Origin of the sequence: Rhizobium sp. 10PS4, assembly GCF_032464805.1 — a bacterium.
Taxonomy (GTDB): Bacteria; Pseudomonadota; Alphaproteobacteria; order Rhizobiales; family Rhizobiaceae; genus Rhizobium; species Rhizobium laguerreae.
The window spans coordinates 210,668-232,662 of record NZ_JAWDIW010000013.1 but is presented as its reverse complement, the minus strand read 5'-3'; the positions used below and the strand labels follow the sequence as shown (position 1 = coordinate 232,662).

The 21,995-nt window shown below is 58.7% G+C and carries 31 protein-coding genes; 13 read left to right on the top strand and 18 right to left on the bottom strand.

Translation table 11 applies throughout. From position 1 onward, the window contains the following. Window positions 1–11 precede the first annotated feature (11 nt). Window positions 12–1,352, bottom strand: a complete 1,341-nt coding sequence (locus RWJ89_RS24900; RefSeq protein ID WP_245503933.1) for a polysaccharide biosynthesis/export family protein — start codon at window positions 1,350–1,352, stop codon at window positions 12–14. Window positions 1,353–1,550: 198 nt separating this feature from the next. Continuing rightward, window positions 1,551–1,706, bottom strand: coding sequence for a hypothetical protein (locus RWJ89_RS24895; protein WP_158081395.1), 156 nt, complete (start codon window positions 1,704–1,706; stop codon window positions 1,551–1,553). Window positions 1,707–1,947: 241 nt separating this feature from the next. On the opposite strand from RWJ89_RS24895, the gene RWJ89_RS24890 reads away from it, so the two are divergent. Beyond that, window positions 1,948–2,901, top strand: coding sequence for an NmrA/HSCARG family protein (locus tag RWJ89_RS24890; RefSeq protein WP_168283731.1), 954 nt, complete (start codon window positions 1,948–1,950; stop codon window positions 2,899–2,901). A gap of 106 nt (window positions 2,902–3,007) precedes the next feature. Here RWJ89_RS24890 and RWJ89_RS24885 read toward each other — a convergent pair whose 3' ends face one another. From RWJ89_RS24885 to RWJ89_RS24875, 3 genes are read right to left on the bottom strand one after another with little or no spacing between them, the layout of a single operon-like run. Continuing rightward, window positions 3,008–3,928 carry a LysR family transcriptional regulator gene (locus tag RWJ89_RS24885; RefSeq protein ID WP_222010733.1) on the bottom strand — a complete coding sequence of 307 codons (921 nt, stop codon included), beginning with the start codon at window positions 3,926–3,928 and terminating at the stop codon, window positions 3,008–3,010. Then, on the bottom strand, window positions 3,817–4,476 hold the full coding sequence (locus RWJ89_RS24880) for a GNAT family N-acetyltransferase (RefSeq protein WP_246732148.1): 660 nt from the start codon (window positions 4,474–4,476) through the stop codon (window positions 3,817–3,819). Before RWJ89_RS24880 ends, RWJ89_RS24885 begins: the two co-directional genes overlap by 112 nt. A 22-nt stretch (window positions 4,477–4,498) precedes the next feature. After that, the gene (locus tag RWJ89_RS24875; RefSeq protein WP_221947654.1) at window positions 4,499–5,488 is read right to left on the bottom strand and encodes a LacI family DNA-binding transcriptional regulator; all 990 of its coding nucleotides are present in this window, start codon (window positions 5,486–5,488) and stop codon (window positions 4,499–4,501) included. Between the two features lie 607 nt (window positions 5,489–6,095). Here RWJ89_RS24875 and RWJ89_RS24870 point away from each other — a divergent pair. Then, window positions 6,096–7,601 (top strand): DegQ family serine endoprotease, encoded by a 1,506-nt coding sequence (locus tag RWJ89_RS24870; RefSeq protein WP_316031619.1) that lies wholly within the window; start codon window positions 6,096–6,098, stop codon window positions 7,599–7,601. A gap of 121 nt (window positions 7,602–7,722) precedes the next feature. Here RWJ89_RS24870 and RWJ89_RS24865 read toward each other — a convergent pair whose 3' ends face one another. Both RWJ89_RS24865 and RWJ89_RS24860 read right to left on the bottom strand, forming a co-directional pair. Next, a complete protein-coding gene (locus RWJ89_RS24865) occupies window positions 7,723–8,088 on the bottom strand; it encodes a hypothetical protein (protein ID WP_168287953.1) in 366 nt (121 codons plus the stop codon). 72 nt (window positions 8,089–8,160) lie between these two features. Continuing rightward, a complete protein-coding gene (locus tag RWJ89_RS24860; protein ID WP_222060414.1) occupies window positions 8,161–8,565 on the bottom strand; it encodes a hypothetical protein in 405 nt (134 codons plus the stop codon). 174 nt (window positions 8,566–8,739) lie between these two features. Between RWJ89_RS24860 and RWJ89_RS24855 the strand changes: the two genes are divergently transcribed. From RWJ89_RS24855 to RWJ89_RS24820, 8 genes are all read left to right on the top strand, one after another. Continuing rightward, window positions 8,740–9,039, top strand: coding sequence for a hypothetical protein (locus RWJ89_RS24855; protein ID WP_011650973.1), 300 nt, complete (start codon window positions 8,740–8,742; stop codon window positions 9,037–9,039). Window positions 9,040–9,179: 140 nt separating this feature from the next. Further along, window positions 9,180–9,443, top strand: coding sequence for a DUF1488 domain-containing protein (locus RWJ89_RS24850; RefSeq protein ID WP_012756525.1), 264 nt, complete (start codon window positions 9,180–9,182; stop codon window positions 9,441–9,443). A 79-nt stretch (window positions 9,444–9,522) separates the two neighbouring features. Further along, entirely contained in the window at window positions 9,523–9,885 is a 363-nt protein-coding gene (locus tag RWJ89_RS24845) for a hypothetical protein (RefSeq protein ID WP_221947656.1), read from the top strand. Between the two features lie 68 nt (window positions 9,886–9,953). Then, the gene (locus RWJ89_RS24840) at window positions 9,954–10,100 is read left to right on the top strand and encodes a hypothetical protein (RefSeq protein ID WP_017959492.1); all 147 of its coding nucleotides are present in this window, start codon (window positions 9,954–9,956) and stop codon (window positions 10,098–10,100) included. A gap of 61 nt (window positions 10,101–10,161) precedes the next feature. Continuing rightward, window positions 10,162–10,605, top strand: a complete 444-nt coding sequence (locus RWJ89_RS24835; RefSeq protein WP_168323925.1) for a pyridoxamine 5'-phosphate oxidase family protein — start codon at window positions 10,162–10,164, stop codon at window positions 10,603–10,605. Between the two features lie 207 nt (window positions 10,606–10,812). Beyond that, a complete protein-coding gene (locus RWJ89_RS24830; RefSeq protein WP_131666494.1) occupies window positions 10,813–11,049 on the top strand; it encodes a hypothetical protein in 237 nt (78 codons plus the stop codon). 171 nt (window positions 11,050–11,220) lie between these two features. Beyond that, window positions 11,221–11,403: a DUF3606 domain-containing protein gene (locus tag RWJ89_RS24825; RefSeq protein WP_077975832.1), complete on the top strand. Its 183-nt coding sequence runs from the start codon at window positions 11,221–11,223 to the stop codon at window positions 11,401–11,403. 314 nt (window positions 11,404–11,717) lie between these two features. After that, window positions 11,718–11,918: a hypothetical protein gene (locus tag RWJ89_RS24820; protein ID WP_017993327.1), complete on the top strand. Its 201-nt coding sequence runs from the start codon at window positions 11,718–11,720 to the stop codon at window positions 11,916–11,918. Window positions 11,919–12,555: 637 nt separating this feature from the next. Here the strand turns inward: RWJ89_RS24820 and RWJ89_RS24815 are convergent. Further along, window positions 12,556–12,741: a hypothetical protein gene (locus tag RWJ89_RS24815; RefSeq protein ID WP_131666496.1), complete on the bottom strand. Its 186-nt coding sequence runs from the start codon at window positions 12,739–12,741 to the stop codon at window positions 12,556–12,558. A gap of 431 nt (window positions 12,742–13,172) precedes the next feature. Between RWJ89_RS24815 and RWJ89_RS24810 the strand changes: the two genes are divergently transcribed. Both RWJ89_RS24810 and RWJ89_RS24805 read left to right on the top strand, forming a co-directional pair. Further along, window positions 13,173–13,409, top strand: a complete 237-nt coding sequence (locus RWJ89_RS24810; RefSeq protein WP_025393683.1) for a DUF6894 family protein — start codon at window positions 13,173–13,175, stop codon at window positions 13,407–13,409. Between the two features lie 218 nt (window positions 13,410–13,627). Then, window positions 13,628–14,395, top strand: coding sequence for a Crp/Fnr family transcriptional regulator (locus RWJ89_RS24805; RefSeq protein WP_131666498.1), 768 nt, complete (start codon window positions 13,628–13,630; stop codon window positions 14,393–14,395). Between the two features lie 69 nt (window positions 14,396–14,464). Here RWJ89_RS24805 and RWJ89_RS24800 read toward each other — a convergent pair whose 3' ends face one another. Further along, a complete protein-coding gene (locus RWJ89_RS24800) occupies window positions 14,465–14,893 on the bottom strand; it encodes a DUF1515 domain-containing protein (RefSeq protein ID WP_221948210.1) in 429 nt (142 codons plus the stop codon). 120 nt (window positions 14,894–15,013) lie between these two features. Between RWJ89_RS24800 and RWJ89_RS24795 the strand changes: the two genes are divergently transcribed. Continuing rightward, window positions 15,014–15,151: a hypothetical protein gene (locus tag RWJ89_RS24795; protein WP_155247477.1), complete on the top strand. Its 138-nt coding sequence runs from the start codon at window positions 15,014–15,016 to the stop codon at window positions 15,149–15,151. A gap of 26 nt (window positions 15,152–15,177) precedes the next feature. Here RWJ89_RS24795 and RWJ89_RS24790 read toward each other — a convergent pair whose 3' ends face one another. The 9 genes from RWJ89_RS24790 to RWJ89_RS24750 form a co-directional block, all read right to left on the bottom strand. Beyond that, window positions 15,178–17,019, bottom strand: coding sequence for an SGNH/GDSL hydrolase family protein (locus tag RWJ89_RS24790; RefSeq protein WP_316031618.1), 1,842 nt, complete (start codon window positions 17,017–17,019; stop codon window positions 15,178–15,180). Further along, a complete protein-coding gene (locus RWJ89_RS24785; RefSeq protein WP_316031617.1) occupies window positions 17,016–17,243 on the bottom strand; it encodes a hypothetical protein in 228 nt (75 codons plus the stop codon). The genes RWJ89_RS24790 and RWJ89_RS24785 overlap by 4 nt, the downstream gene beginning before the upstream one ends. A gap of 4 nt (window positions 17,244–17,247) precedes the next feature. Next, complete coding sequence (locus RWJ89_RS24780; RefSeq protein WP_316031616.1) at window positions 17,248–17,610, bottom strand: hypothetical protein; 363 nt, start codon at window positions 17,608–17,610, stop codon at window positions 17,248–17,250. Further along, window positions 17,610–18,074: a lysozyme gene (locus RWJ89_RS24775; protein ID WP_316031615.1), complete on the bottom strand. Its 465-nt coding sequence runs from the start codon at window positions 18,072–18,074 to the stop codon at window positions 17,610–17,612. The genes RWJ89_RS24780 and RWJ89_RS24775 overlap by 1 nt, the downstream gene beginning before the upstream one ends. Beyond that, a complete protein-coding gene (locus tag RWJ89_RS24770) occupies window positions 18,049–18,303 on the bottom strand; it encodes a hypothetical protein (protein ID WP_316031614.1) in 255 nt (84 codons plus the stop codon). Before RWJ89_RS24770 ends, RWJ89_RS24775 begins: the two co-directional genes overlap by 26 nt. A 96-nt stretch (window positions 18,304–18,399) precedes the next feature. Beyond that, window positions 18,400–18,747: a hypothetical protein gene (locus tag RWJ89_RS24765; RefSeq protein ID WP_316031613.1), complete on the bottom strand. Its 348-nt coding sequence runs from the start codon at window positions 18,745–18,747 to the stop codon at window positions 18,400–18,402. 50 nt (window positions 18,748–18,797) lie between these two features. Continuing rightward, window positions 18,798–19,544, bottom strand: coding sequence for an acyltransferase family protein (locus RWJ89_RS24760; RefSeq protein ID WP_316031612.1), 747 nt, complete (start codon window positions 19,542–19,544; stop codon window positions 18,798–18,800). Between the two features lie 279 nt (window positions 19,545–19,823). Beyond that, the gene (locus RWJ89_RS24755; RefSeq protein ID WP_168304904.1) at window positions 19,824–20,384 is read right to left on the bottom strand and encodes an acyltransferase; all 561 of its coding nucleotides are present in this window, start codon (window positions 20,382–20,384) and stop codon (window positions 19,824–19,826) included. 51 nt (window positions 20,385–20,435) lie between these two features. Next, window positions 20,436–21,794 (bottom strand): hypothetical protein, encoded by a 1,359-nt coding sequence (locus tag RWJ89_RS24750; protein WP_316031611.1) that lies wholly within the window; start codon window positions 21,792–21,794, stop codon window positions 20,436–20,438. Window positions 21,795–21,995 lie beyond the last annotated feature (201 nt).

The window sequence follows — 21,995 nt, the reverse complement described above, 5'->3', positions numbered from 1 at the left end:
GCGGCTAAGCCTCAATGTACTTTGATCAAATCGCCTGGCTGTAAGACCGTTTCTTCGGTCGCAGGTTCGACGATGACACCATTCGGTCCAGGCCGAACGATTTCAAATTCAACACCGGCGCTATCATTCGACGATACCATCGACCGGAAAATTTCAAGATCGCTCTCGGTCGTCTTCAACGCCGTGGATAGGCCTCTTTCGGCATCCGCTGCCGACTTTTCGATCTCGATCTTGCGTTCGATACGATCGCGCTCAACGTCCTGTTTCGCTGCCGCCAGCCGTTGCTTTGCGCTCTCGACATCGATGACGGCCTGCTGCTTTCGATCTTCCGACTCGGTCAGTTCGCTTTGTGCCCGGGTCAACTCAATGCTGGTGACAAGTTTGTTTTTGGCCAACTTCTCGATACTTGCCAGCCGATCCTGACGGACCCGAATGGTGGCATCATAATTGCCGACGCGTGCCTGACGCAGGTCGAGATCGGCCTGAGCGTTGGCCACAGATCTTGCGTAAGCACTGCTCTGCGCATCCTTGCTCGTCGTTACCAATTGGCGCTGCCATGTCTCATCATCCAGCAACCGTTGAGCATCGGGATCGGGACCAAGAACAAGTGTGCCAATGCTGGCAATTTGTACGGAATCGCGCTTTGCCCTGAGCACCTCGGTTCGCGACGCAAGCCGCTTCAGATCGGCCAGCCCAGCCTTCAACCGCTCGATCTGGCGTGTAATGTCCACGCTCTGCCACGGCTCGATACTCTTCGCCGCCATGCCACCCGCTTGCGCAACGGCATGCAGAACCGTCATGCCATCGACATATCGAAACGAGCCAGGATTGCGAACCGGGCCGGTAATATAAATTGGCTGGTGCTCAATCTTGACGATATTCACGAACCCCTTTCTGCCGACCAAACTTTCGTACGACGGAAGAATTATCGCCTCCACATCCGCCGGAGGAAGCCCTCGAACCGGAAAGCGTCCCAAAAGCGGAAGCGCAATCGTTCCGTCCGCTTCAACGACGTATTCGCCAGTGAGCTCGGGCCGCTGGTAAAAGTTCCAGGGAACCGTGCCCCGTGAGCCCGTCCAGCGATCTTCGACGGAGGCCAAGCTTTCATAAAATGCGAGATTCAATTTATCGCCCGAGCGAAGACCGTCACGCAACGATTGAGGCTGCCGGGCCGAAGTCTCACCAGGTGTCACAACCGAGACCGCTTCCGTAGGCGAAGGTAACTCTTCCGCTGCTGGCGTCATTGGAACAATTGCTGCAAACACCACGCACAGTATTGTTTGATGTAGGCGAGAACCGATTCTCGACCTATATTTAGGCATCGCTGGAGATATTATCTTCGAAAGCTTCATGTTTCGAATTTCCGCTTTGAAAGCGCTGAACGCCCCCTGATCTCTTTAAGGTTAGCATAATATTAACCATATTCAACAGTACTTAACAAAGATTAATACATCTGCCAGACAGGCTAAGATCCTGAGTCGAAAAGAAATCAATAAAAGTAATATCTTGCGGCGACCGGGCAGCACTTCGAAAACCTTGGCCTTATCGGTTTATTTGGCGATCTGCAGGGTGAAGTTTGCGATCTTTGCAATGCAGCTCTGAGCCAAGGCCAGCGTTTGAGAAATGGCTTCAAGAACGACACTTGCGCCGTCGCGATCCTGAATATCGGCAGTGTCCAGGGGATGGCTTTCGGCGCTTCCGAGCATCCGGGCGCGGGTTTCGGCGTTCTGATCCAGGATGGCGAACCGAGTTGTATGCGCGCTAACTGGCAGCCATTTATCCGAAAAATGGCATTATGTTATGTATTTCAGATATCTACAGCCATAGAACCTGTTGCGATACGGTGCCCGCCATCGAGGTGGGCTCTCGGCACAGGCCGAGCGCTCTCCGCAAAACGACGCCTGGCACCGTAGCCGGCGTCAATGACAGGGAAAGGTTTAAAGCTCTATGTCTGCACATGAAAAGCCACTGATCGCGATCGCCGGCGCAACGAGCAAACAAGGGCGCAGCGTCGCCGCGGCACTCCTTCAGAGCCAACGTTTCCGGGTGCGAGCTTTCACCCGGAAAAAGGATTCGCCTGAAGCTTTACGCCTGGAGAAACTCGGCGCTGAGATCGTCACCGTCCCTCTGGAACTTGGCCTTCGGAAGGACCTCGTTGCTGCATTCAAAGGCGCGGACGGCGCATTTCTGATGACGCCGCCGATCGCCCCGCCGGAGACAATCGAGGCTCCTCTCGGGCAGCAACTGGCGGATGCCGCCGTGGAGGCCGGCGTCGGGCATATTGTTTTCAGCACGCTCGAGAATGTCGACAAGATCACCGGCGGGACGAAGTATGCGCCGCATTTTACCGACAAGGCGCGCGTTGCAGGCCATATTCGCGGCCTGCCTATTTCTCATTCCTTCGTCATGCTGGCGTTCTTCTACACCAATCTTCTCGAATATTATGTGCCGCGCATGGAGGGCGATACGCTCCTGCTGCCGATTTATCTTCCCGAAGATTTCCGAGCGCCTTTTGTCGATCCGCTGACGGCGACCGGGCCGGTCGTCCTCGAAATTTTCTCAAACCCCGAGCGCTACAACGGCAAAACGCTGCCGATCGTCGGGGATATCATTTCTCCGCGGGAGATGGTCGAAACCTTTCAGCGTGCGACCGGGCTCAAGGCCGAGTATCGAAACGCTTTCACCAGGGATGGCCTGCTGCGCTATTTTCCAGAGTTTGCCGCCAATGAACTTCTCGTTCGAGAGATTCTCGGGATGGTCGAATATGCTGTCGAATATGGATATTTCGGCAAGGAGCATGACCTCGAATGGAGCCGTGGCGTGAACCCCGACACGCTCAACTGGGAGCAGTATCTGCGGAAGACGGGGTGGCGTGGCGATAAACAATCTTTTGGATTCTAAAGCGCGTCGCGATCTTTCGGATTCGCTTTGTCGTGCCTTAGCTCTTTGTTTTTCTGGATGTCGCTGGCGCGAAACCGCTGCACAGTTTTGCACGACGAGCTTTAAATCACGATGGCCGGATTCCCGGCAATTTAGAAACCTCGGCGACAAGAAAGTCAACCAGAAGCCGAACGCGAGCAATGGCTGCACGCTCTGGAACGATCAGCAAACTCACCGGAACCGGTAAAGGACGATAGTCGCCAAGCAAGACCTCGAGCCGGCCATCGTCCAGAAGATCGTGAACCAACCAGAGGTGTGCGGGACCAATGCCGCGTCCGGCGGCAAGGGCTCTGCGCGCCGCAAGCCCGTGATCGACGCGCAGCTTGCCGCTCACCGGGATCATCAGGCTTGTGCCATCGGGAGAGGAAAGAACAAGCTGATCGCTCCCCGCCACATTGGACATTATGACGGTTTCGTAGCGTGACAGATCGGCGGGGCGCTTCGGCCATCCGTGGGCGGACAAATAGGTGGGAGCGCCGACCAGCAACCGATGGCTTTTTCCGAGCGCATGAAGTTTCATTGCGCTGTCGGCGAGAGGCCCAAGACGGAGTGCGACGTCGACGCCTTCGCGAACCAAATCGATCCGCTCGTCCGTCAGGTTGAGGTCGACGCGGATGTCCGGATGCTTGTCCTGGAAATCAAAGATCAGGCGCGTGATGTGCATCACACCGAGCGCTGCCGTACAGGAAAGCCGGACAGCACCCGCGGGGGCCTGACGGGCATCTCTGGCTTCTTCAGCAGCCTGTTCGACTAGGCGCAATATCTGCAGGCAGTTCGTATAATAGCGGCTGCCCTCGTCGGTGAGGGTGACGCGACGCGTGGTTCGGCTGAGAAGCGGTACGCCGACAGCCTGCTCCAGTTCACTGAGGTGCCGCGTCACGGTGGATTGACCGACACCCAGCTCTCTTGCGACCATCGACAGGTTGCCGCGTTCGGCGACGCGGACAAAGGTGCGCATTCTGTCCAGAGACAGTCCCGTGTTATCCATTTTTCAGCACAGTGATCGTCATTCCCTCGGTATAGGGAATAATCTGGACTATGCCTAGTTCGAGCATGCGCCGGCAGTTCGATGGCATATTCCGGCGAGGCTGGCGAGGCCCGCACAACGGATGGATCAGAGGGTGCGCTCAAAGAGCAGCTCATTGTCTTTCGTCCCGGCCACTTCCCATCCGAGTTCCGATAGAACCGCTCCGCCTTCGTGTTTGGATCGGTTGTAAGCCAGGCACGGTGGACACCGGCGGCTTTCAAAACGTTGCAAGCTTCGCGGAAGAGAACGGAACCTATTCCTTTTCCTTCAAATCCGGGAACAACAAAAAGCGCCCAAATGCTGCCATCTCGTGGATCAGCGGCAGAAAAGCCGACAATTTCGTTTTGCTCTTCCCACACGAAAATGCCGGGGTTTGCGACGAACCATTCATAGTGAACATCGATGACATTGGACGGATCGCCAAGGACGTTTTCAGTGACGGATGCCCGAATAGCTTTAAGTCGAGGGACGTATGAAATTACCGCTCTTCTTAGCAAAGCTCGCTCCATCTTTATCGTCGACCGTACCAAATTACCGCGTCGAGCCGCGTGGGATGATGGAGAAGCCGCAATCGACCTTGTCTTCGCCGGGCGGCTCGTCGCGGACGGCGCGCAGCAGCATGTCGGCGACGCGGTAGCCGATATCGTAGCGCGGTATGTGGACCGTCGTCAGCGACGGCTCGGTGAAGGCCGAAAATTCCAGATCGTTGAAACCGCAGATGCCGAAATCCTCCGGCACGCGAATGCCGCGCACGCCGCATTCGATGAGCACACCGAGCGCCAGTTCGTCGTTCTGGGCAAAGACGGCATCGACATCAGGCACGCGCTGCAACAGGCGGGTCAACAATTCCCTTCCGAGACCGGTGGTGCTTGCCGCATCCGCGCCGATGACAAGTTCGGGATCGAAACGGCCGGCTTCGCGCATCGCGTCCTCATAGCCTTCCCTGCGGCGGCGCGAGCGAAGATCCGTGCTGCCGCCGATGAAGGCGATCCTCTCATAGCCCCTCGACAGCAGGAAACGGGTGGGTTCGGCGCCTGCCGCATGATGATCAAGGCCGACGACCAGCCTTTCCGGCTCCTGGCTGAGATCGGTGATATGGGCGATCGGACAGGCGGCATTCTCGATCAGCGGCAGAAGATCATGATAGGATTCGGCACCGGCGATGATAACGCCGGCCGGCTTCTGCATCAGGAAGGATTTCAGCTGGCCAGCCTCCCGATCGGCATGGTGGAGCGTGTTGGAATATTGCACACCGAATTCGGTGGCGCGCAATCGATCCTCGATGCCGATCATCAGGCCTGCAAAGGCGGGCCGGTGCAAAGCGGGCGTGATGACGCCGACGGTGCCGTTGTGGCGGCCGGCCAGCGCCCGGGCGGCAAGATTGGGGATATACCCCATCTCGTCTACCGTGCGCAGAATAACCTCCCGCAAATCTTCCGAGACGATTTCAGGATTGCGAAGCGCGCGCGAAATCGTGATGGGGCTGACCCCAACCTTTTTCGCCACATCGCTCAACTTCACATGCGCGCCGCGCCTGGCCTTCCGCCCCCGCTCCACTGCCGTCCTCACCGCCCCATTGTATGTCGCCCGCGAGACTCGCTAGCTCTCGATTCGCGATCTTTACTTTCTGAAGAAGAAATAATTTAGAGTCTACTAACATTTTATATTCGCAACAGGATCCGGGACTATAATTTCCGGAAACAGCCGCAGGATCGTCTTTCGGCAAATTACGGGCGCAGGCGGCAATCGGATCACCGCCTTCGGGAATAAGTCCATTTATTTTCGAATGAAAACATCGCGAAGGACGCGAAACGAGGCAAGACCAGGCCGGAATTTCTGAAGCGGGGCAGTCGGCCGGAACACATCGGGAGCGAAGATTAAATTCCAGCCAAATCTTACAAATCGGCAATATAAACATGATCAAACTTTAATTTGTAAATCCGCTTGGTGGGATCATATGAATCCCAAGCGCCAATTCTTCTCTTCCCCCGGCCACCGCCCTCGACGACTGCGTGTTCCCAGGAGGAATTGGCGCCAAACGCCATCCGACGCCAGGTCCCAGGACATGGAACCACGACGCCATCCAAGCCAACGCTCTCGCAAGGGACCCGCCCAAGGGATCACCACCATGTCACACATCCTCCGCAACCATCGCACCGCAGCGCTTGTCGGGGCCGCCATCATCGCCGGCGCAGCCTGCCTGCCCTTCGCCATCAACGCCTCCAATGCCGTTGCCGCGGCCTCTGATACCGGCGGCATTCTCGCGCCGAGCGGCTCCTTTGCCTCCATCGTCGATGCCGACAAGCCTGCCGTCGTCACCATCACCACGACGATGAAGGCGACCGATGTCAGCGCCGGAGAGCAGGGATCGCCGATGGACGAGCAGTTCCGCCAGTTCTTTGAGGATCAGGGTATCCCGCTGCTGCGCCAGGCACCGCAAAAGCGGCCTTCGCAGCAGGCGATGGCGCTCGGCTCCGGCTTCATCATCAGCCCCGACGGGGTGATCGTCACCAACAACCATGTCATCGACAATGCCGTCGACATCAAGGTGACGCTGGATGACGGCACGGAACTGCCGGCCAAGCTGATCGGCACCGATCCGAAATCCGATGTCGCCGTGTTGAAGATAGAGGCGGGCAAGCCGCTGCAGACCATTGCCTGGGGCGATTCCGACACGCTGAAGCTTGGCGACCAGATTCTGGCGATCGGCAACCCCTTCGGCATCGGCACCACGGTGACGGCAGGCATCGTCTCGGCGCGCGGCCGCGACCTGCACAGCGGGCCCTATGACGATTTCATCCAGATCGACGCGCCGATCAACCACGGCAATTCCGGCGGTCCGCTGGTCGACCGCAACGGCAATGTCGTCGGCATCAACACCGCTATCTATTCGCCGAACGGCGGCAGCGTCGGTGTCGGTTTCGCCATTCCCTCCGACGAGGCCAAGACGATCGTCGCCAAGCTGCAGAAGGACGGCTCGATCGATCACGGCTATCTCGGCGTACAGATCCAGCCGGTCACCAGGGATGTCGCCGATGCCGTCGGCCTCGACAAGACCGGCGGCGCGCTGGTTGCCGCCGTCACTGCCGATACGCCGGCCGCCCATGCCGGCCTGAAGCCCGGCGATATCGTCACCTCAGTCGGCGGCGAGAGCGTCAAGACGCCGAAGGACCTGTCGCGCCTGGTCGCCGACCTTTCGCCGGGCGCCAAAAAATCCCTCAGCGTCTGGCGCGACGGCAAGACGATCGATCTCAACGTCACCGTCGGCACCAATGAGGAAGGCCGGAAGCAGGCGGCGACTGAGAACCCGGACGCCCAAGGCCAGAGCACCGGCCAGCCGAGCCTCGGCATCGGCCTTGCCGATCTGACGCCCGACATGCGCCAAGAGTTCAACCTGCCGCGCTCGATCAGCGGTGCTGTGGTCGCCAAGGTCGCCCCGGACGAGTCGGCGGCTACCGCCGGCATCCAGTCCGGCGATGTCATCGTCTCGGTGAATGACAGACCGGTTCACAACGCCCGCGACGTCAAGACCGCGATTACTGAGGCCGGCAAGGCCGGCCGCAAGTCGGTGCTGCTGCTCGTCGAACGCGACGGCAACAAGACCTTCGTCGCCGTGCCGTTTGGGGCGGCCTGACGGCGGCCTGAGCTTTGCCGCAAAACAGGAAAGCCTGCCTGAGGCGGGCTTTTCGACGGAAGCCAAGCACCGCTCAGGCGGCAAAAATCTACAGGGCGCCGTCCGTCTCTCTATTTCCTGCTCAGGGAGATTTCAGCTTCGTCCGCTTTGCACGCCTACGAAATTTGCCTGTTTGGCGGTTTGCCTCTTGCTGCTTTACCGCATCGGAGTGGCTGCGTTGCGCCGCCTCCAATTGCTGCCGCGTCGGGAGATCATGGTCGTAGGTGGAAGCACTGAATGCCGTCGCGTTATCGAACGGACCTTTGTGTGGACGCGCCAGACCATAGGCGGCGCTATCGATCCCCTCCTCCGCTGACGACAACCGCGCTTGACGCGCCTGCGCTATGAGATCGTCTGCAGTCGGGCTTAAGGTTACGATTTTCCGCAAGAAGGCGATGATTTTGCTTTTCCTGGCCCTGTCCTTTTGAACTGCGTGAATCCCAGACATGTCTTCTTCCTTGTTCGTCATGTCATCGCGACGATCGATCGGGGGTTGCCGGCGACATCGCAGCAGGCCTGTTCACGGGATCTCGGACAGTCGTTCAGGCAGCCTGGTTTTGGGAAAACGGTAGGCTGGCGGCCGCAGCGGTGCGTCCGCACGCCCGGACGCCGTATACCGCGCGATCCGATGGGCTTTCACCGGGGCACCGCCGTCATCCTGCCATCGGGCAAAGGAGCCGTCCTCCATTGCCTGCGGAAGCGGGCCTGAACTCAACTGTGTCGCGAGATACATTTTCAGCGACGACCTCAACGCGGCCTCATCGACGATGCCCATCTGGAAACAACCAATGAGGAAGCTTGTGGCGGTGATCTCACCCTCATCGGCCGCGTGGGTTTCGCCGCCGCGAAAGCCGGCCTTTCGCAGAATACGATCGAGCATTCTCAGATTGTCGACACCGAAAAACTGATCTGACGTGGAAGACATGACGTCCTCCTTCTTGGGGCTAGGGTTCACTGGCGCGCCCCAAGCAGCGGTGCCCGTATCGTGCCCGCCGATAAATTAGCTTGCGCTTATTGCCGGCTGACCGCAACCTCATTCGGCAGCCGCCATTGATAATGCCATGGCGGAACCCATTTTAGCTAAAGGAGGATGCGCATCATGCAGTTCAACGATGAAGCGACCCTCACAAAGCCGTCGGCATTGCCGGTGGAAAGGCGTGCGCTGGTCGATCACCTGCGAGAGGCGATCGCGCGCCTGACGCACGGGCTGGCAGCCGCCGGATTGGTGGAATTCGTGCCGCCTCTGCTGGAGATCAATAAAGTTCTCCGCGATATGACGGACGAAATTTCCCGTGCGGATTCGCTCTATTCCGATGAGGTTATCACGGGTACGATGCGCTTGATCAAGACATCGGAAGCCTTGCTTGAAAACCGGGTTATCGTGCAGACCATCCACTAAGATCTGCCGACGCCCGGACATGCAGGCAGGCTGATCGCTGGACATCCGGCGTCAAGCTATTCGCTCCCTCGTGCATCCATCATCATCACCGGTGCCCGAGTTCCGCAGGTCGGCCGCGCCCACTTCCAAGGATAACCGCAATGGCACTTATTTTCCCCAACAGAAGCCGCAGCTTCGACGAAGCGAGAAAAGGCGTCCGCTTCACCGGCTATGACGGCATGTTCGAAGTCCGGTTTCTGGTCGAAGAAGCAGCCCTCGGCAGCGCGATCACCCAGAACTCCTCCGAGGCCGCCTATCTCAATGCCTTTGATGCGGCGCGCTCTGCCATTCAGGAGGCCGCATCGAGAGCCTATCAGCATCGACGCGGAAACAACTTCACGCTCACGGCTGCAGATTTTCGCTGATCGCTGGAAGGCATGCGGCCGGTGAACTGAAATGGCCACCATCCTGCTACTGCCGGATGAGACAGGGGGAGCAAAGCATATGGTTTCCACACGATACCGCCCGAAAGACCTGAAACTGGCGCGTCGCCATATCGTGAAGGCGGCGCATCGCGTTGCCGATCAGGAAATGGTGATCAGGAAACTATTGCGCAAAGGCAGACCCTCCGGGCCGGCCTATGCGCTGCTCAGCAGGCTCTACGACGATCAACGGCGGAAACTCGATCGGCTGAAACTGATCGAAGCAATGGTTGAGGTAGAAGCGCAATCGCGTATGGACGTGCCCAGTAATCCTGGCACCTCCGCGCCGCCCTTTGCGATCGTGCACAGCAGCGGGATCTCGCTGCCGGACCGGCAATCCGCCACGCCTTGTAGTGCAGCTGATTGGCGCCCATATCTGGTGTAGTGGCAGCTTGTGAACGGGCGCTGCTTCCCGGGGTAATCAAAGTCCGGCCCCAACCAAAGGAGGGCATCATGTCTTCCACGGTCAACATCCATTCGTGGAAACGCCTCGCCCAGCATATCGGCAGGTTCCGGTACATCGACTTTCTGGTCAAATCGACACCAGCAATCTGTCTGGCCTTTATCGTCTATATCATTCTCAACGATGTGTTCTGGTAGCGCTGCAAAGACTGTTGCCGCGAGCCGAAGACGCTGCCTATCAAACGAAGTGGATAGCGCGATGCAACTGCGAGAAATGGGTGAACAAGATTGCCTCGCCTTTCTGGCAGGCCACACCCGTGGCCATCTGGCATGCCTGGGCGAAAAATATCCCTATATCGTTCCCATCCAGTATGCCTATGAAAAAGCCCGGCTTTTCGTATTTTCAATGCCGGGCCTGAAGATTGACCTATTGCGGGCTCATTCACCGGCCTGTGTTCAGGTTGAAGAATTCGGCGAAAACCGAACGTGGAAGAGCGTGCTTGTTCAGGGCACCTATGATGAGCTGACCGATACGCCGGCCCGGCATGACGAACGCCTCCACGCCTGGTCTCTCCTGCAGAAGCAATCGTTTTGGTGGGAACCCGGATCGCTTGCCTTAAACTCGGAAAGCGAAGACGGCCCTGCTCCCTCCATATTCTTCGGCATTTCGATTGAGATGGTATCGGGGAGACAAGTGGTTTAAGGTGCCGCCTTCAGACCTGCTGCGCCTCTACCGTCGATTCTCGGCGCGGCTTTGCTGCACGATATATGGAACTCCAGACAGACACGGCTAAGCGCTGTCCGATACCAGCCTTCCCATAGGGGCGCGGATTGCTTGATGCATCTTACCAACGCGGCTTGCTGAAGCAGCATCGCGTTCAATGCCACACGACCACCCACAGGGAAAATGATGACAGACGCACCTGAGAATGAAGCCCTTTTCAACATCACTGGGCACTACGTGCAGGAATTGAAGGCCGTTCTTCAAAGTGAGAGCATTGTCGAAGGCACCGACTACGAAAACAGCGCCTTTAACGAAAAACGACGGAACGAAGGACTGCACCTGCTGCGCTTCCACAAGACCGGGATCGCAGCGCAGGCGACGCAGATCTGGGAAAAACACAAGACGGCCCGAGCGCATCGATAAAACGGCGCGAAGCCAATTCTTCAGCCGACCGAACGACATCATGCTCTAACTCTTTAATTGAGAACAGGATTCCGATTCGAGGCGACCCGGCCAAAAATCATCCTGTACCAGAGCTGACGCGCGGCGACATCAGCTGATGTCCGGCGCAACTTTGCCCTGAAAGGAAAAATCATGACCAATGATACAAGCAAAAAGGTCCAGCCCGCCAAAGCGGCCGTGGCTGACGGACCCTACGACGTCATCTATTTCGCGAAGAAACACCGTATTTCCAACGAAGATGCCCGGGACATCATCGAAAAACACGGCGCCAATCGCAAAGAGGCGGACAAGGCCGGCCGGCGCATCAGCGCCTAAGGCAGAACATGGTCTGGCAGGCGCTCATGCATGTCGTCATCCTAATACCGCTGCAACATTCGGATGACATTGTATTCGCGACTGCCGGCTTTCCCTCTGCCGGCGATGCCACGATGCAACATCGGTGGACGAATTAACCCTACTGGCTTACCTTAATATCAGCATGCGCTTGAATACATCCGCTCCTATGCCATCGTAGCTTCACGATAACGCTTCTGGTTCCTGAAGCAGCTCGCCGGAACCGTGGCCCGCCTTTCTGGGAGAGGCCGGCTTGCCTTCACAGGGCTCGAGCTCAATCAAATGGAGGGTGTGCCATGAATAACGTCTTGGAATTTCGTCCAAAATGCCCGCATGTCGAAAGCCTGTCCGATTGCCGCGAAGCGCTTGAACCTGCCGTGATGAAGATCGTCAGCGACGCCATCGGCAGGGGATACACGGCCGCGGAAGCCGCCATGGTGGTTGCCGATATCGCAGACGATTACATCCTGATGCTGTCGCGGCAACCACGGCATTGATAGGCTGTGCGGGCGCGCAACAGTGCCTTCTTAAGCGTTGCAGGTGACGGACGAAAAGCGTGGCTTCGCCCGCTGTCAAGAGCCGCGAGTAAGCCTTCCGTGAGTCGTTTGCATCAGTGGACCGCGCAGCAACTGCAGGGGTAGCAGTGGTACAGGAGACGAGACCTGCCGCGCGATCCGCCGGCAAAACCCCTCATATTGCCTGAAGTTCCAGGCAGTGCGACAGCACCGCGATTCCGAAAAATCCTCCTAGGGCTCATTGACCCCTGCCCGGCACGACTGCGGCCGTCACGCCGATCGGCTTGTGAAGATCGTCAGCCAGATCGGACCGCCGCGAAAACCCCGCCGGAGCGGGGCTTTCAGCGGGTAGAAGCGGAGCCAGCCGAGCAGTTGGCCCACATCTTAAACTCCATCGATATTCAGAAATCCAGGCAATAAGGGCCTTTTCCTACGCCTTGCCGACGCTTCATCGTCTCGCTCAATCTTTGAATCAATGCCGTAACGCGGCGTGAAACGCTCATATGCGCCGCTTTTCGCGACCTCTTCACGAATGAGAGCGATTCAGCTTTCATGACTGAATCGCTCTCATCTTTTGGATTATGCAATTCCCGGGGAAACCGCTTCGAACGTCTCCCAATTAACGCCACCTTGGCTGGCGCGGCGGCGCATTGGCCTGGATCTCATGCAGCGGCGCCTTGGATCCGAGCAGTTTCTTCAGCTTCTTCTCCTCCGCCGGGCCGATGCCGAACTTGCGGCAGTGCTCCGCAACATCGTGCTCTCGCGGACCGGGAATGCGAACCTGGCGATTGTTCATGCTCTTCATGTCGATCTCCTTTCGAAAGGAGAACCTGAATGCCGCTGATTTGTTCATTAGCGAACTCTAAAATTTAGCGATGACATGTTCCGAAATTAACCCACTATCAGGTTTGCCGCGCGGCAAGGATGGAGGAAAGAATACTCCTTTCGACGATGTGGAACCCGCGCTCAGTGCAACGATTGATGAGAATATTCCATCAGCCAGGGAACAAGAGCATTCCGCAAGCGTAAGGGGCGCCGGGTCGTGTGGAGGGCAGGTTTCACAACCATGCACTTCGATACCTCCGTGCGGCCCACCATTCCTCCCAAGAACCAACTCGCCCCGCCTCGGTGGGGCTTTTTTCTGCACTCGGCACTTTGGCATGGAGTTCGATCGAAGATCGGGGGAACAACTGGCCTTGCGCGCGGTTTGGGGGAATCTCTTTGACGGAGGAAATCATGCCAAAGTATTTTTTCCATGTCCGCCGGAACGATGTCTTCGAGGAAGATCCGGAAGGCATTGACCTGGCCTCACCTGAGCTTGCATGCGAGGAAGCAACCGCTGCCGCCCGCGAAATCGTGGCGGAGAGGATCCGTACCGGCGATCCGGCGAATGGCGGCGCCTTCGAGATCATGACGGAAGACGGCGCGTTGGTTGCGACAGTCCCCTTCCGGTCGGCTATTCACTTGGACTAATGCATGTCGCGCGAAGATGTGCGCCCCTTTTGCGACCGACGTAATCCGAATGAAGAGCTGAAGCGCGAGGATGCGAATCCGAACGATCGAGCGTGCTTTGGCGCCTCCGGCGCAGACGCCTGACGAGCCGTTTCAATTGTCAAAACCGCACAGACTGTGAAATCGCTTGAACCATAGGATTAACCTCGCGTTGGGCATTCAGCAGGCGGTGTAAGATCATGACAATGATGGTCCAGAGCGGAGTGAAGAACAGACTGTTGCGCCGGTTTCCGAGGGATGCCTTCGAGCTTCTCGCGCCGCTTCTCCAACCTGTCGATCTTCCCGTCAACCATCCGCTCGTGCTGCCGCACAAGCCGATCGAGCATGTCTGTTTTCTTGAAAGCGGCCTCGCCTCGATGGTTGCGGAAAGCGCCGACGGCAAAAGCGTTGAAATCCGTCATATCGGCCGCGAGGGCATCGCCGGCTACCCTGTCGTCCTCGGCGTCGACCAAACGCCGAACAAAGCCTTCATGCAGGTGGCGGGCTTCGGGCTTCAGGTGGCCACCGAGGATTTTCTTTCGGTCCTCGAGCACCCCTGCGTGCGGCAATTGCTGCTGCGTTATGTGCATACCTGCGAGCTGCAGCTTGCCCACAGCGCGCTGGCTGCGGCAAAGTTCAACATGCATCAGCGGCTGGCCCGCTGGCTGCTCATGTGTCACGACCGCATAGACGGCAATGATCTGCCACTGACCCACGAATTCCTGGCGCTGATGCTGGGCGTCAGGCGGGCGGGCGTCACCGATGAACTGCACATTCTCGAAGGCATGCACGCCATTAAATCGACACGCGGCAACGTCCGCATTACGGATCGCAACAAGCTGATCGAGATTGCAGGCGGCTGCTACGGCGTGCCGGAGCAGGAGTACGAGCGGCTGATCGAGGGACCGGAACCGCAGGTGGTTCATCCTGCCAGCCTAAACGGGAATCGGCTTGGGAATATGCTCTGAGGAGGTTCACCGCTGATTGGCAGGCCCGCCACTGCTGTTGCACCAGGACGTTCACCGGCAATACCGAGTTCAATTGATCTTCAACCAATGCCGAAGCGCCGCCACCGCGCCATCGCTCGCATAGGCAATGATGCCCCCGATCGTCAGCCCGGCGAAGGCAATCAACCCCGATATCCCGTAGCCGATCGTCTTCATCCGTTTCCACTCTTCAAGCGCCGGCCCCGCCGCCTCCTGGTTCTTCTCGACGGTCTCCTTGAGGGTTCTGATTTCCTCACGGATTAACGCATCCGCACCGCCGCTGATCGCCGCCCGGGTATCGAGATGGGCGATCTGCCTGGCCTGCTCGTCGAGCCGCTTGTGGATTACGGCGCTGAAGTCGTGGGCATTGGCCTTTTCGTCACCGACCTCGTTGCGCAGAAGTGCCACGTTTTCCTCGATGCCGGTCAGCCTGCCCTCGACGCGTCCGAGGGCGCGCAGGATATCGTCATTGGATGTCATCTCTATCGGTGCTCTGTTGTGGGATGGAACGTTTTCAGCCTGGGGATGTTGAATCTTCGGATTCCCGAAGAGGCGTATGCATGCCGCAAGACAGCTCAATCGATCTGAAGCGAGGCGCCCATGAGAATGTTATTGATGATCATCATCGGGGTCATGGTCGCGTCGATCCTGAGCATCCCGGTGATCAAGCCGTTCATTCAAGGCAGCGGCAAGAGCGAAACGCCGCCGCCGGTCATCCAGCAGCCGGAGCCGAAGTGACGCGAAGGCCTCTTCGTTCGCTCTGCCTATGGATTGAATTTCAGCTTTTCGGATTGCGGAATGCCGCCCACGACACGGTCGATCACGGCGCCGTAGGGATGGACGCCATCCGGCGTGACGCTCGGGCGGACGATGGAGCCGACCGGCAGCACCGTGGAACGCGGGATCGAAATGGTGATCGTATTGCCGGAGATGCTGCCGATCGACGTGGTCGACAGGCGGGCAAGGCCATCCGGCCCGGCATAGGTGCTGATCTCCTGCTCCGGCCCGAAGATGCTGGCATCCGCCACCTCGATCGTCGTATAGGTCGCGACCCCATCCGTACCCGATTGCACGGTCACCGCCGTGCTCGGCAGCTCCAGCATGCCGGGCCAGACGCCATCCCTTTCGCCGGAGACCCAGGCCGCATAGGTATCGATCGTATCGTCGCAGCAGACCGAGGTCTTCGCCATTATATCGGCGCGCAGCCGCCATTTGCCCGAGGCATCCGTGCCATCCGCCGGCCAGGTGTTGTTGGCCGAGAAGCTCTGATACGAGGCCCTGAGATAGAGATCGTTGGCGGTGATTGTGCCAGTCGCCGGCGATGTCGCCGATCCGGCGAAATTATAGGTAAAACTGTTCGGCCCGGTGACCGTGATCACCACATTGCCGTTATACTCCGTCTGCGCAGCGCCGGAGATCGACACCGTCTGGCCGGTCGTAAGCCCATTGATGCCCGAGGCGATCGTGGCCGTGACGACGGTGCCGACCGATGTCAGGGTGACCGTGCGGGTGGACACGGTGCGGCCGAGCGGCGGCAATGCGACAATCTTGACGCCGGGGTAGCGCGCCCGAAGCCGTGTCACCAGGCTTCTGTAGTTGGTGTTGAAGAACTGCGTGTAGGTGGCGGCCGTGTCGTTCTGCCCCATCTGGTTGGCGATGACGGTGAACGGCTTCTTGTTGTTGTTGAAGGCGGTGATCTCGTCGAGAACGGCCCAGCGCCGGGTCGCGATCGCAGCCCCGGTGCCGGTGAGCTCGCGCACGGAACCCGCCCCCGGCATGCCGATCATCAGATGCGGAATGCGGCCGATGCCGCCGTCCCTATCGAGCCAGCGGCGCAACCAGCCGAGATTGCCGCGCGCATCGGCAGCGGCGGAAAACTGCTGGCGCGCTTCACCGATGCTGTCCACAAGGCCGAGAACGACCGGCCTTCCATCCCAATCGCCCTTGGCGACCATGAAGTCAGGCCCATAATATTGCGGCTGGGTAATGGTCGCGTAATTGCTGTCGAGTGCGGCCGTGCTATCGGCAAGCGGGGTGTCCTTGAAGGCGAGCAGCGTGGCGAGATCGCCCGCACCCCAGACGCGCTCGCCGCGATGCTTCTGGATGCGGTAGACCGGCCAGATCTTCTCGCCGACGGCGGTATGATAAAACAGCCAGATTTCGATTTCGCTTTCCGGCGCGACATCGGGAATGGTCAGCTCGTCCGTCCAGGCACCGTTCGTCTGGTCTGCGACGGTCACCGTGTTCAGGCCGGCGAAGGTGCATTGGTAGAAGACGCCGGCCGCCCTGATGAACATCGCATCGGCGACGACGGAATTGCCCGGCGTGCCGATCGTGCCGGTGACGACCGTTTCCTGCGGCGAGTTTCCGCCTTCCGTCGAGGCGAAGCCCGAGAGGTGAAAGCGGAAGGTCCTGGTCTTGTACTGCGGCGTGTTGACGACGATCTTGGTGCAGACATAATTCGTGCCGGATGCGGCGGTAACGATACTGCCTGATGGCATGCGGTTGCGGGTCGCGAAGAACATGTAGCGATCGGGGTCGCCGCCCGCCCCGCCTCCACCGCTCAGCATCGGATTCGCAAGGGCAAGCGAAATAGCGTTCATCATCGGCGTGTTCCATATCTGGCGGTGAGGTCGTCGTAGAACTGCACGGTGCGCCCCTGGCGGGCGTTGGCGCGGTCGAGCGCCTGACGCTCGCGGGCGAGGATGGCGATGACGGGCTGACCTTCGACAACAGGCGCATGCGCTTCCTGCCGGCGCAGATCATCCGGCAGCGGCGGCAGAGCGATGCCGGCCGCCGCCTGCCCCTTCGTCGCCGCCGCCTTGTTCAATCGCTCAGTGGCGGAGCAGCCACTGACGATCAGCAGCAGTGACAGCGCAAGCGCGGTTCTTTTCCGAAAGCTGAAGCTCATAGGATTGGATCTCGGTTTCGAGTGTGTCTCTGGCGGCCTGCTCGGCGGCTTCTGCGGCGGCGAGGCGCCTGCGGTGCTCTTCGCCGGCCTTAGCCGCCGCATTGCGCTGGCGCTCCATCTCAGCGGCCTGGGCCTCGGCTGCGCTCTTCTCGGCAACAAGGACATAGCCGGCGCGCGCCTGCCTTGCCGCCGAGGGATAGCCGATCGAAACCGCGTAGAGGTGATAGAGCATCAGGCCACCGGCGAGGCCGGCGCCCATCTTGAGCGTGTCGAGGAGCCCGAACATCAGATGCCCTCGAGACAGAACTGGCGTTCTTTCTGCCGGCGCCTGATAAGCCCCGGAAAGACGATGCCGGCGGCGCGATTCCACTTCAACAGCGCCTCGCAGCCCTCGGCTGTCCTGCCCTGATTGATGAGCCTCATCGCGCTCGAGCCGCAGGCCGCCTTGACGCCGACATTATAGGCAAAGGAGGTCAGCGCCACGAAACGGGCATCCGGCAGGGGCACGCGCACGCAGCTTTCGATGCCGCCCGCATAGGTCTTGAGCTCCAGCGCCAGGAGCGCCTTGCACTGCTCCACCGTCCTGCGATCCCCCGGCTTCACGCCATTGGTGCTGCCATAGCAGATCGTCCACGGCTTTCCTTGCGTGGCAGGGTCGGGATAGGCATTCTGGCGCAACCCCTCGAACGATCCGACGAGCGCCACGGCCATGGCCGCGGCGGCACTACCCTTCTGCAGGCGGTTTGCCATTCAGGTCTCCTGAGATTTTCTGCTGGACGAAGATGCGGGCGATGATCGCCGCAACGGCGAGAAGCCCTGTCGCCACCGACATGGCGAGCTGGATGTAGATGTTGCGCGACATCCAGGTGGCGGCGACGAAGCTGTAGACGGGCTCGACGATGATGAAGAGCAGCGCAAGCGCCATGAGGCGCACCGACCAGGCACGCTTCAGCACCGCGCGCCAGTTATGGACGAGCATGGGTGGGCTCCGGAGGTGTGGGTGTGGCAAGGCACCCGTCTCGAAGGAGACGGGCGACATGTTTGGTTACCAGAAAGGCGACACGTTCAACGAATGCTATCGAGTGGTCGGATAGATCCGATCACGAAGCCTGAATATCGGCTGCTCAATGTATTTGTAGGACACGGCTGCGAGCAGCAGTGTTATTGCCGTGAAAACTAAAAACTCACCCGGACCATGCAATGCAGGCTTCACGCCGAAACTTGGCTCCAGCCAATGGCGTGTCACGAGGAAAAAGAACGTGTAGTTCACGACCTGATGATAGACATAGGCACCATAGCTACGCTTGCCTATGAACACTAGAACCGGGGTTTCCAACAGCTTCGCTGCGGTTGTCGCCCTGCCGACAGCCAAGAAAAATATTAGCGATGAGGCGATCATATAAACCGGCACGTCGACAAGCACTCTGCCAACAAAACTCGTCCGAAACGCGAATATACCTTCGCTCATCTCCGTCAATGACAGCAGGCAGAGTGCCGCGATGCCAACGTCAGAATTGCGGAGAAACATCGCGACACCGCCGGCGTAATCCGGCCTGTCGAAATGATGATGGCGACCGCTGCGCCAGCAGCCAGCGAATCCAGATTTCCGAATGTGACGAGGACATTCGCTTGCCCAAGATCGGTATACCAGGCAAAAGCGCGCCAGCCGATCGCAAGGGCAAATGCTCCCAAGAGCGAAAGCCTCCAAGCATTCGGCCGGAGAAAGATGACGATTGGCGCCCAGAAAACATAGAACTGCTCTTCAACCGCAAGCGACCACCACGGGGCGGCTGGTCCATAAATTCCGATATCACCTCTCAGCAATACATTTGAAAGATTTTGCACGAAGAAGACGTGATAAATCACATCCTCCCGCACGGCGTCATTCAGCCCTATGCAAATGACAAATGCGAGAGCCAGATAATAGATGGGTTGAATGCGGAAGAATCGGCGGCCATAGAAGCCCTTGAGAAGCTGTACGCCCTCAACCTCACGCCTTCGGCCGGCTAAGTCGACAAGTATTCTCGTGATCAAAAAACCGCTGATGACGAAGAATACTACGAGCCCGCCTCGCCCCCATTCGGCGACATTGTTAAGATAGGGAATTGGTGACCAATGGGCCATCAGCACCAAAAGTAGCGATATTGCTCTAAGTCCATCTAAGCCGCGTATGCGACCGCGCGCCTGTATCTCTAACTCTCGATGTGCAGGAGCATCCAACGCCCAATCCCTCCGTCTCGCGGCGGAATAGCGCAATCCTGCCGGGATTGAAAGCGCTCCTAAACGTTACCCGCGTCAGAGTTTATTGTATGCGGTGCATCACGACGGCTAGTTGACGACGCCTTGCTGCCCATATGGCCGCCTCTGCATCGGCTGCCGCCTCGATCGCCTTCTTAGTCCCAAGGCGTGTGGCTTTGATCGCCGCCCCGATCGTCTGCCAGGCGGTAAGCTTGGATTGATGACGTTCGCGACCTCTGCGGTCGTTGCTTACAATCCGATTTAAGTGCGATACTTGACGACTTTCGCCGGTGAACCCACGGCGATCGCATAAGCGGGAATATCGGCCGTAACCACGGAATTTGCTCCGATCACGACACCCGTCCCTATCGTGACGTTCATCAGTATTTTGGCACCCGCACCAATCCAGACGTCATCACCAATTTCAACAAAACCGATTTCGGCCTTCTGAAGTCTGATCGGTACGTCTCGCCTCATACCGTGGCCGTGATCGATGATCTGGACATCGGAACCGATCAGCACATCATTGCCGATGGATATGCGGTTCTTGGCCGTGATAATGTTGCGCCGACCGATTACGGTGTTGTTGCCAATGAAGACTTTGGGCTCTGGCATTGTAAGTTGAAAGAACGACTGATCTTGGATGGTGACGTTATCGCCGACCTCAAGGACGGCATGACCGACCAGGCGGAACTCAGCGCTGCGCTTCACCACGAGATTTTCGCCGGCGGAAGTGAAGTAGCGGAAGCGCTTATAAGCAGTAACGAGCCGCTGGATTACGCCGCCTCGATTGCGATATGATGCCTTGTCGACCTGTGCCATTTCTACTCCGGGCGTGATGGCAGCATGTCAAAACACAGGTGTGGAGCTTATTCAAGAGCTCCTTCCGCAAGGGAAATGGAAGCCATCGGTCCAGATCCAGATGCTGCCGGTAGAGCCGCCCAACGCCATGCGAATTTGCCGACTTGTATTTGTCCATATCTCCTGCGATCCCACTGCGAACCCGCTTGCTATTTGGATAGTGCCGACGTTGGCGCCATCACTGCCGGCGCCGGCAACAAGCGCACCTTGTGCAGGGTCGGATAGCAGAGCTGCGTTAGTCGTTGCCGACGATGTGAACTCGAAACGCAACTTCGCTTTGACTTTCAACCCATTTGGTACTGCTAGCGCCAGGAGCGTCGAGGTCGTAGAGATAGCGGCACCGATAGCATCCTTGACCGGCGTCAGGAAGGTATATTCGTCACGCGGATACAGCACAAACGGCCGAATGATCGAACTTCCATCGGTCAGCACGACGCCGATGCATTTCACGATGGTATAGCCGGTGAGCAGCGTCGTGGTGATGCCGCCGATCGTTGGGGAAGTCGAAAGAACCACATCAAAAGACAGGTCGGCGTCCTTGCGCAGGGCATATGCGAAATAAGTGGCGTTCGCCGCAACGGCGCCGGCGTCGAGGCCGCCCGCGCCCGTTCCGGCCGCAAATGTTCCAGTCACCCTTTTGGTGAATGACGCTGCGCTGGAAACGAAGCTTGCCCCCGATCTGGCGGAGCCGGCGGTGAAATCGATATGGGTGTTCGGGTTGCCGCCGTTGTTGGAAAGGATGAGCCCGACGACGAAGTCGCCTACCGCTGTGCTGTCAGCTTTACTCTGTATCCTGGCGAAGAGCTTGTTGGTGAAGAAAGCCGCACCGGAACATATGATGTTGACGCTATAGCCGTCCTTGAGGACGAGCGTGGTCGCGCCGTCGATTGTCTCCCCCCCGTTGGGATCAATCGTCACGTCCCCACCATCGGCAATGACGCAATAGTGCCAGTTTGCGCCGAGCGTCGACGCTGCGCTCAGGGTGAGTGTCGCGGCCGCCGTGAAGCGATGAACCGCATTGTCGTCGGATGCCAGCGCGGTGTAATCGCCTGACTTGGCCGCATAGACCAGAGCCTGATCAAACGAGACGTCGACGCCGTTTTGCGCGAACCCCAGCAACCCGCCGCCCTTCAGATAGAGGCCGGTCTGCGGGGTCGAGGCGAAGCCGAGGCCAGGAGCGGACACCGTTCCGCCTGCGGCCTTGAAGGGTGCGACCATCGGCGCCGAGCCGTCCCGCGGCAGCGAGTTGGTGATCTCGTTGCCGAGGTCGGTAGTCAGCGCATTCCACGGCACCGGGTCGATAACCTGGCCGACGGAAGGTGTCGTGCCGGCGGGCTTGGAATAGACGCCGGTGGATGGGTTTCTGGGCATTTACCTTGCTCCGAAAGTTAGGATCGATTGTTGTCGCAATGACACTCGAGTGAGTGCGATCTTCTCCACTAGAAAAAATCTACGAGAGTCGCGCCTTTTCTGACTGCTGACCGCAGCTCGGTCATCTTGGGGCTTCAAAGGAATCGGCGCGAACCGGGGGTATAAAAATACCATGCGTGGAGCAGCGGGATTTTTACGCTT

Coding starts and splice junctions, on each gene's coding strand:
- RWJ89_RS24770 (WP_316031614.1), bottom strand. CDS start 18,303: ATGCTCGTCCATAACTGGCGCGCGGTGCTGAAGCGTGCCTGGTCGGTG.
- RWJ89_RS24775 (WP_316031615.1), bottom strand. CDS start 18,074: ATGGCAAACCGCCTGCAGAAGGGTAGTGCCGCCGCGGCCATGGCCGTG.
- RWJ89_RS24800 (WP_221948210.1), bottom strand. CDS start 14,893: ATGACATCCAATGACGATATCCTGCGCGCCCTCGGACGCGTCGAGGGC.
- RWJ89_RS24750 (WP_316031611.1), bottom strand. CDS start 21,794: ATGCCCAGAAACCCATCCACCGGCGTCTATTCCAAGCCCGCCGGCACG.
- RWJ89_RS24890 (WP_168283731.1), top strand. CDS start 1,948: ATGTCTGCACATGAAAAGCCACTGATCGCGATCGCCGGCGCAACGAGC.
- RWJ89_RS24860 (WP_222060414.1), bottom strand. CDS start 8,565: ATGTCTTCCACGTCAGATCAGTTTTTCGGTGTCGACAATCTGAGAATG.
- RWJ89_RS24880 (WP_246732148.1), bottom strand. CDS start 4,476: ATGGAGCGAGCTTTGCTAAGAAGAGCGGTAATTTCATACGTCCCTCGA.
- RWJ89_RS24755 (WP_168304904.1), bottom strand. CDS start 20,384: ATGGCACAGGTCGACAAGGCATCATATCGCAATCGAGGCGGCGTAATC.
- RWJ89_RS24830 (WP_131666494.1), top strand. CDS start 10,813: ATGACAGACGCACCTGAGAATGAAGCCCTTTTCAACATCACTGGGCAC.
- RWJ89_RS24820 (WP_017993327.1), top strand. CDS start 11,718: ATGAATAACGTCTTGGAATTTCGTCCAAAATGCCCGCATGTCGAAAGC.
- RWJ89_RS24815 (WP_131666496.1), bottom strand. CDS start 12,741: ATGAAGAGCATGAACAATCGCCAGGTTCGCATTCCCGGTCCGCGAGAG.
- RWJ89_RS24900 (WP_245503933.1), bottom strand. CDS start 1,352: ATGAAGCTTTCGAAGATAATATCTCCAGCGATGCCTAAATATAGGTCG.
- RWJ89_RS24855 (WP_011650973.1), top strand. CDS start 8,740: ATGCAGTTCAACGATGAAGCGACCCTCACAAAGCCGTCGGCATTGCCG.
- RWJ89_RS24780 (WP_316031616.1), bottom strand. CDS start 17,610: ATGTTCGGGCTCCTCGACACGCTCAAGATGGGCGCCGGCCTCGCCGGT.
- RWJ89_RS24840 (WP_017959492.1), top strand. CDS start 9,954: ATGTCTTCCACGGTCAACATCCATTCGTGGAAACGCCTCGCCCAGCAT.
- RWJ89_RS24825 (WP_077975832.1), top strand. CDS start 11,221: ATGACCAATGATACAAGCAAAAAGGTCCAGCCCGCCAAAGCGGCCGTG.
- RWJ89_RS24805 (WP_131666498.1), top strand. CDS start 13,628: ATGACAATGATGGTCCAGAGCGGAGTGAAGAACAGACTGTTGCGCCGG.
- RWJ89_RS24810 (WP_025393683.1), top strand. CDS start 13,173: ATGCCAAAGTATTTTTTCCATGTCCGCCGGAACGATGTCTTCGAGGAA.
- RWJ89_RS24835 (WP_168323925.1), top strand. CDS start 10,162: ATGCAACTGCGAGAAATGGGTGAACAAGATTGCCTCGCCTTTCTGGCA.
- RWJ89_RS24795 (WP_155247477.1), top strand. CDS start 15,014: ATGAGAATGTTATTGATGATCATCATCGGGGTCATGGTCGCGTCGATC.
- RWJ89_RS24870 (WP_316031619.1), top strand. CDS start 6,096: ATGTCACACATCCTCCGCAACCATCGCACCGCAGCGCTTGTCGGGGCC.
- RWJ89_RS24895 (WP_158081395.1), bottom strand. CDS start 1,706: ATGCTCGGAAGCGCCGAAAGCCATCCCCTGGACACTGCCGATATTCAG.
- RWJ89_RS24885 (WP_222010733.1), bottom strand. CDS start 3,928: ATGGATAACACGGGACTGTCTCTGGACAGAATGCGCACCTTTGTCCGC.
- RWJ89_RS24845 (WP_221947656.1), top strand. CDS start 9,523: ATGGTTTCCACACGATACCGCCCGAAAGACCTGAAACTGGCGCGTCGC.
- RWJ89_RS24790 (WP_316031618.1), bottom strand. CDS start 17,019: ATGATGAACGCTATTTCGCTTGCCCTTGCGAATCCGATGCTGAGCGGT.
- RWJ89_RS24865 (WP_168287953.1), bottom strand. CDS start 8,088: ATGTCTGGGATTCACGCAGTTCAAAAGGACAGGGCCAGGAAAAGCAAA.
- RWJ89_RS24850 (WP_012756525.1), top strand. CDS start 9,180: ATGGCACTTATTTTCCCCAACAGAAGCCGCAGCTTCGACGAAGCGAGA.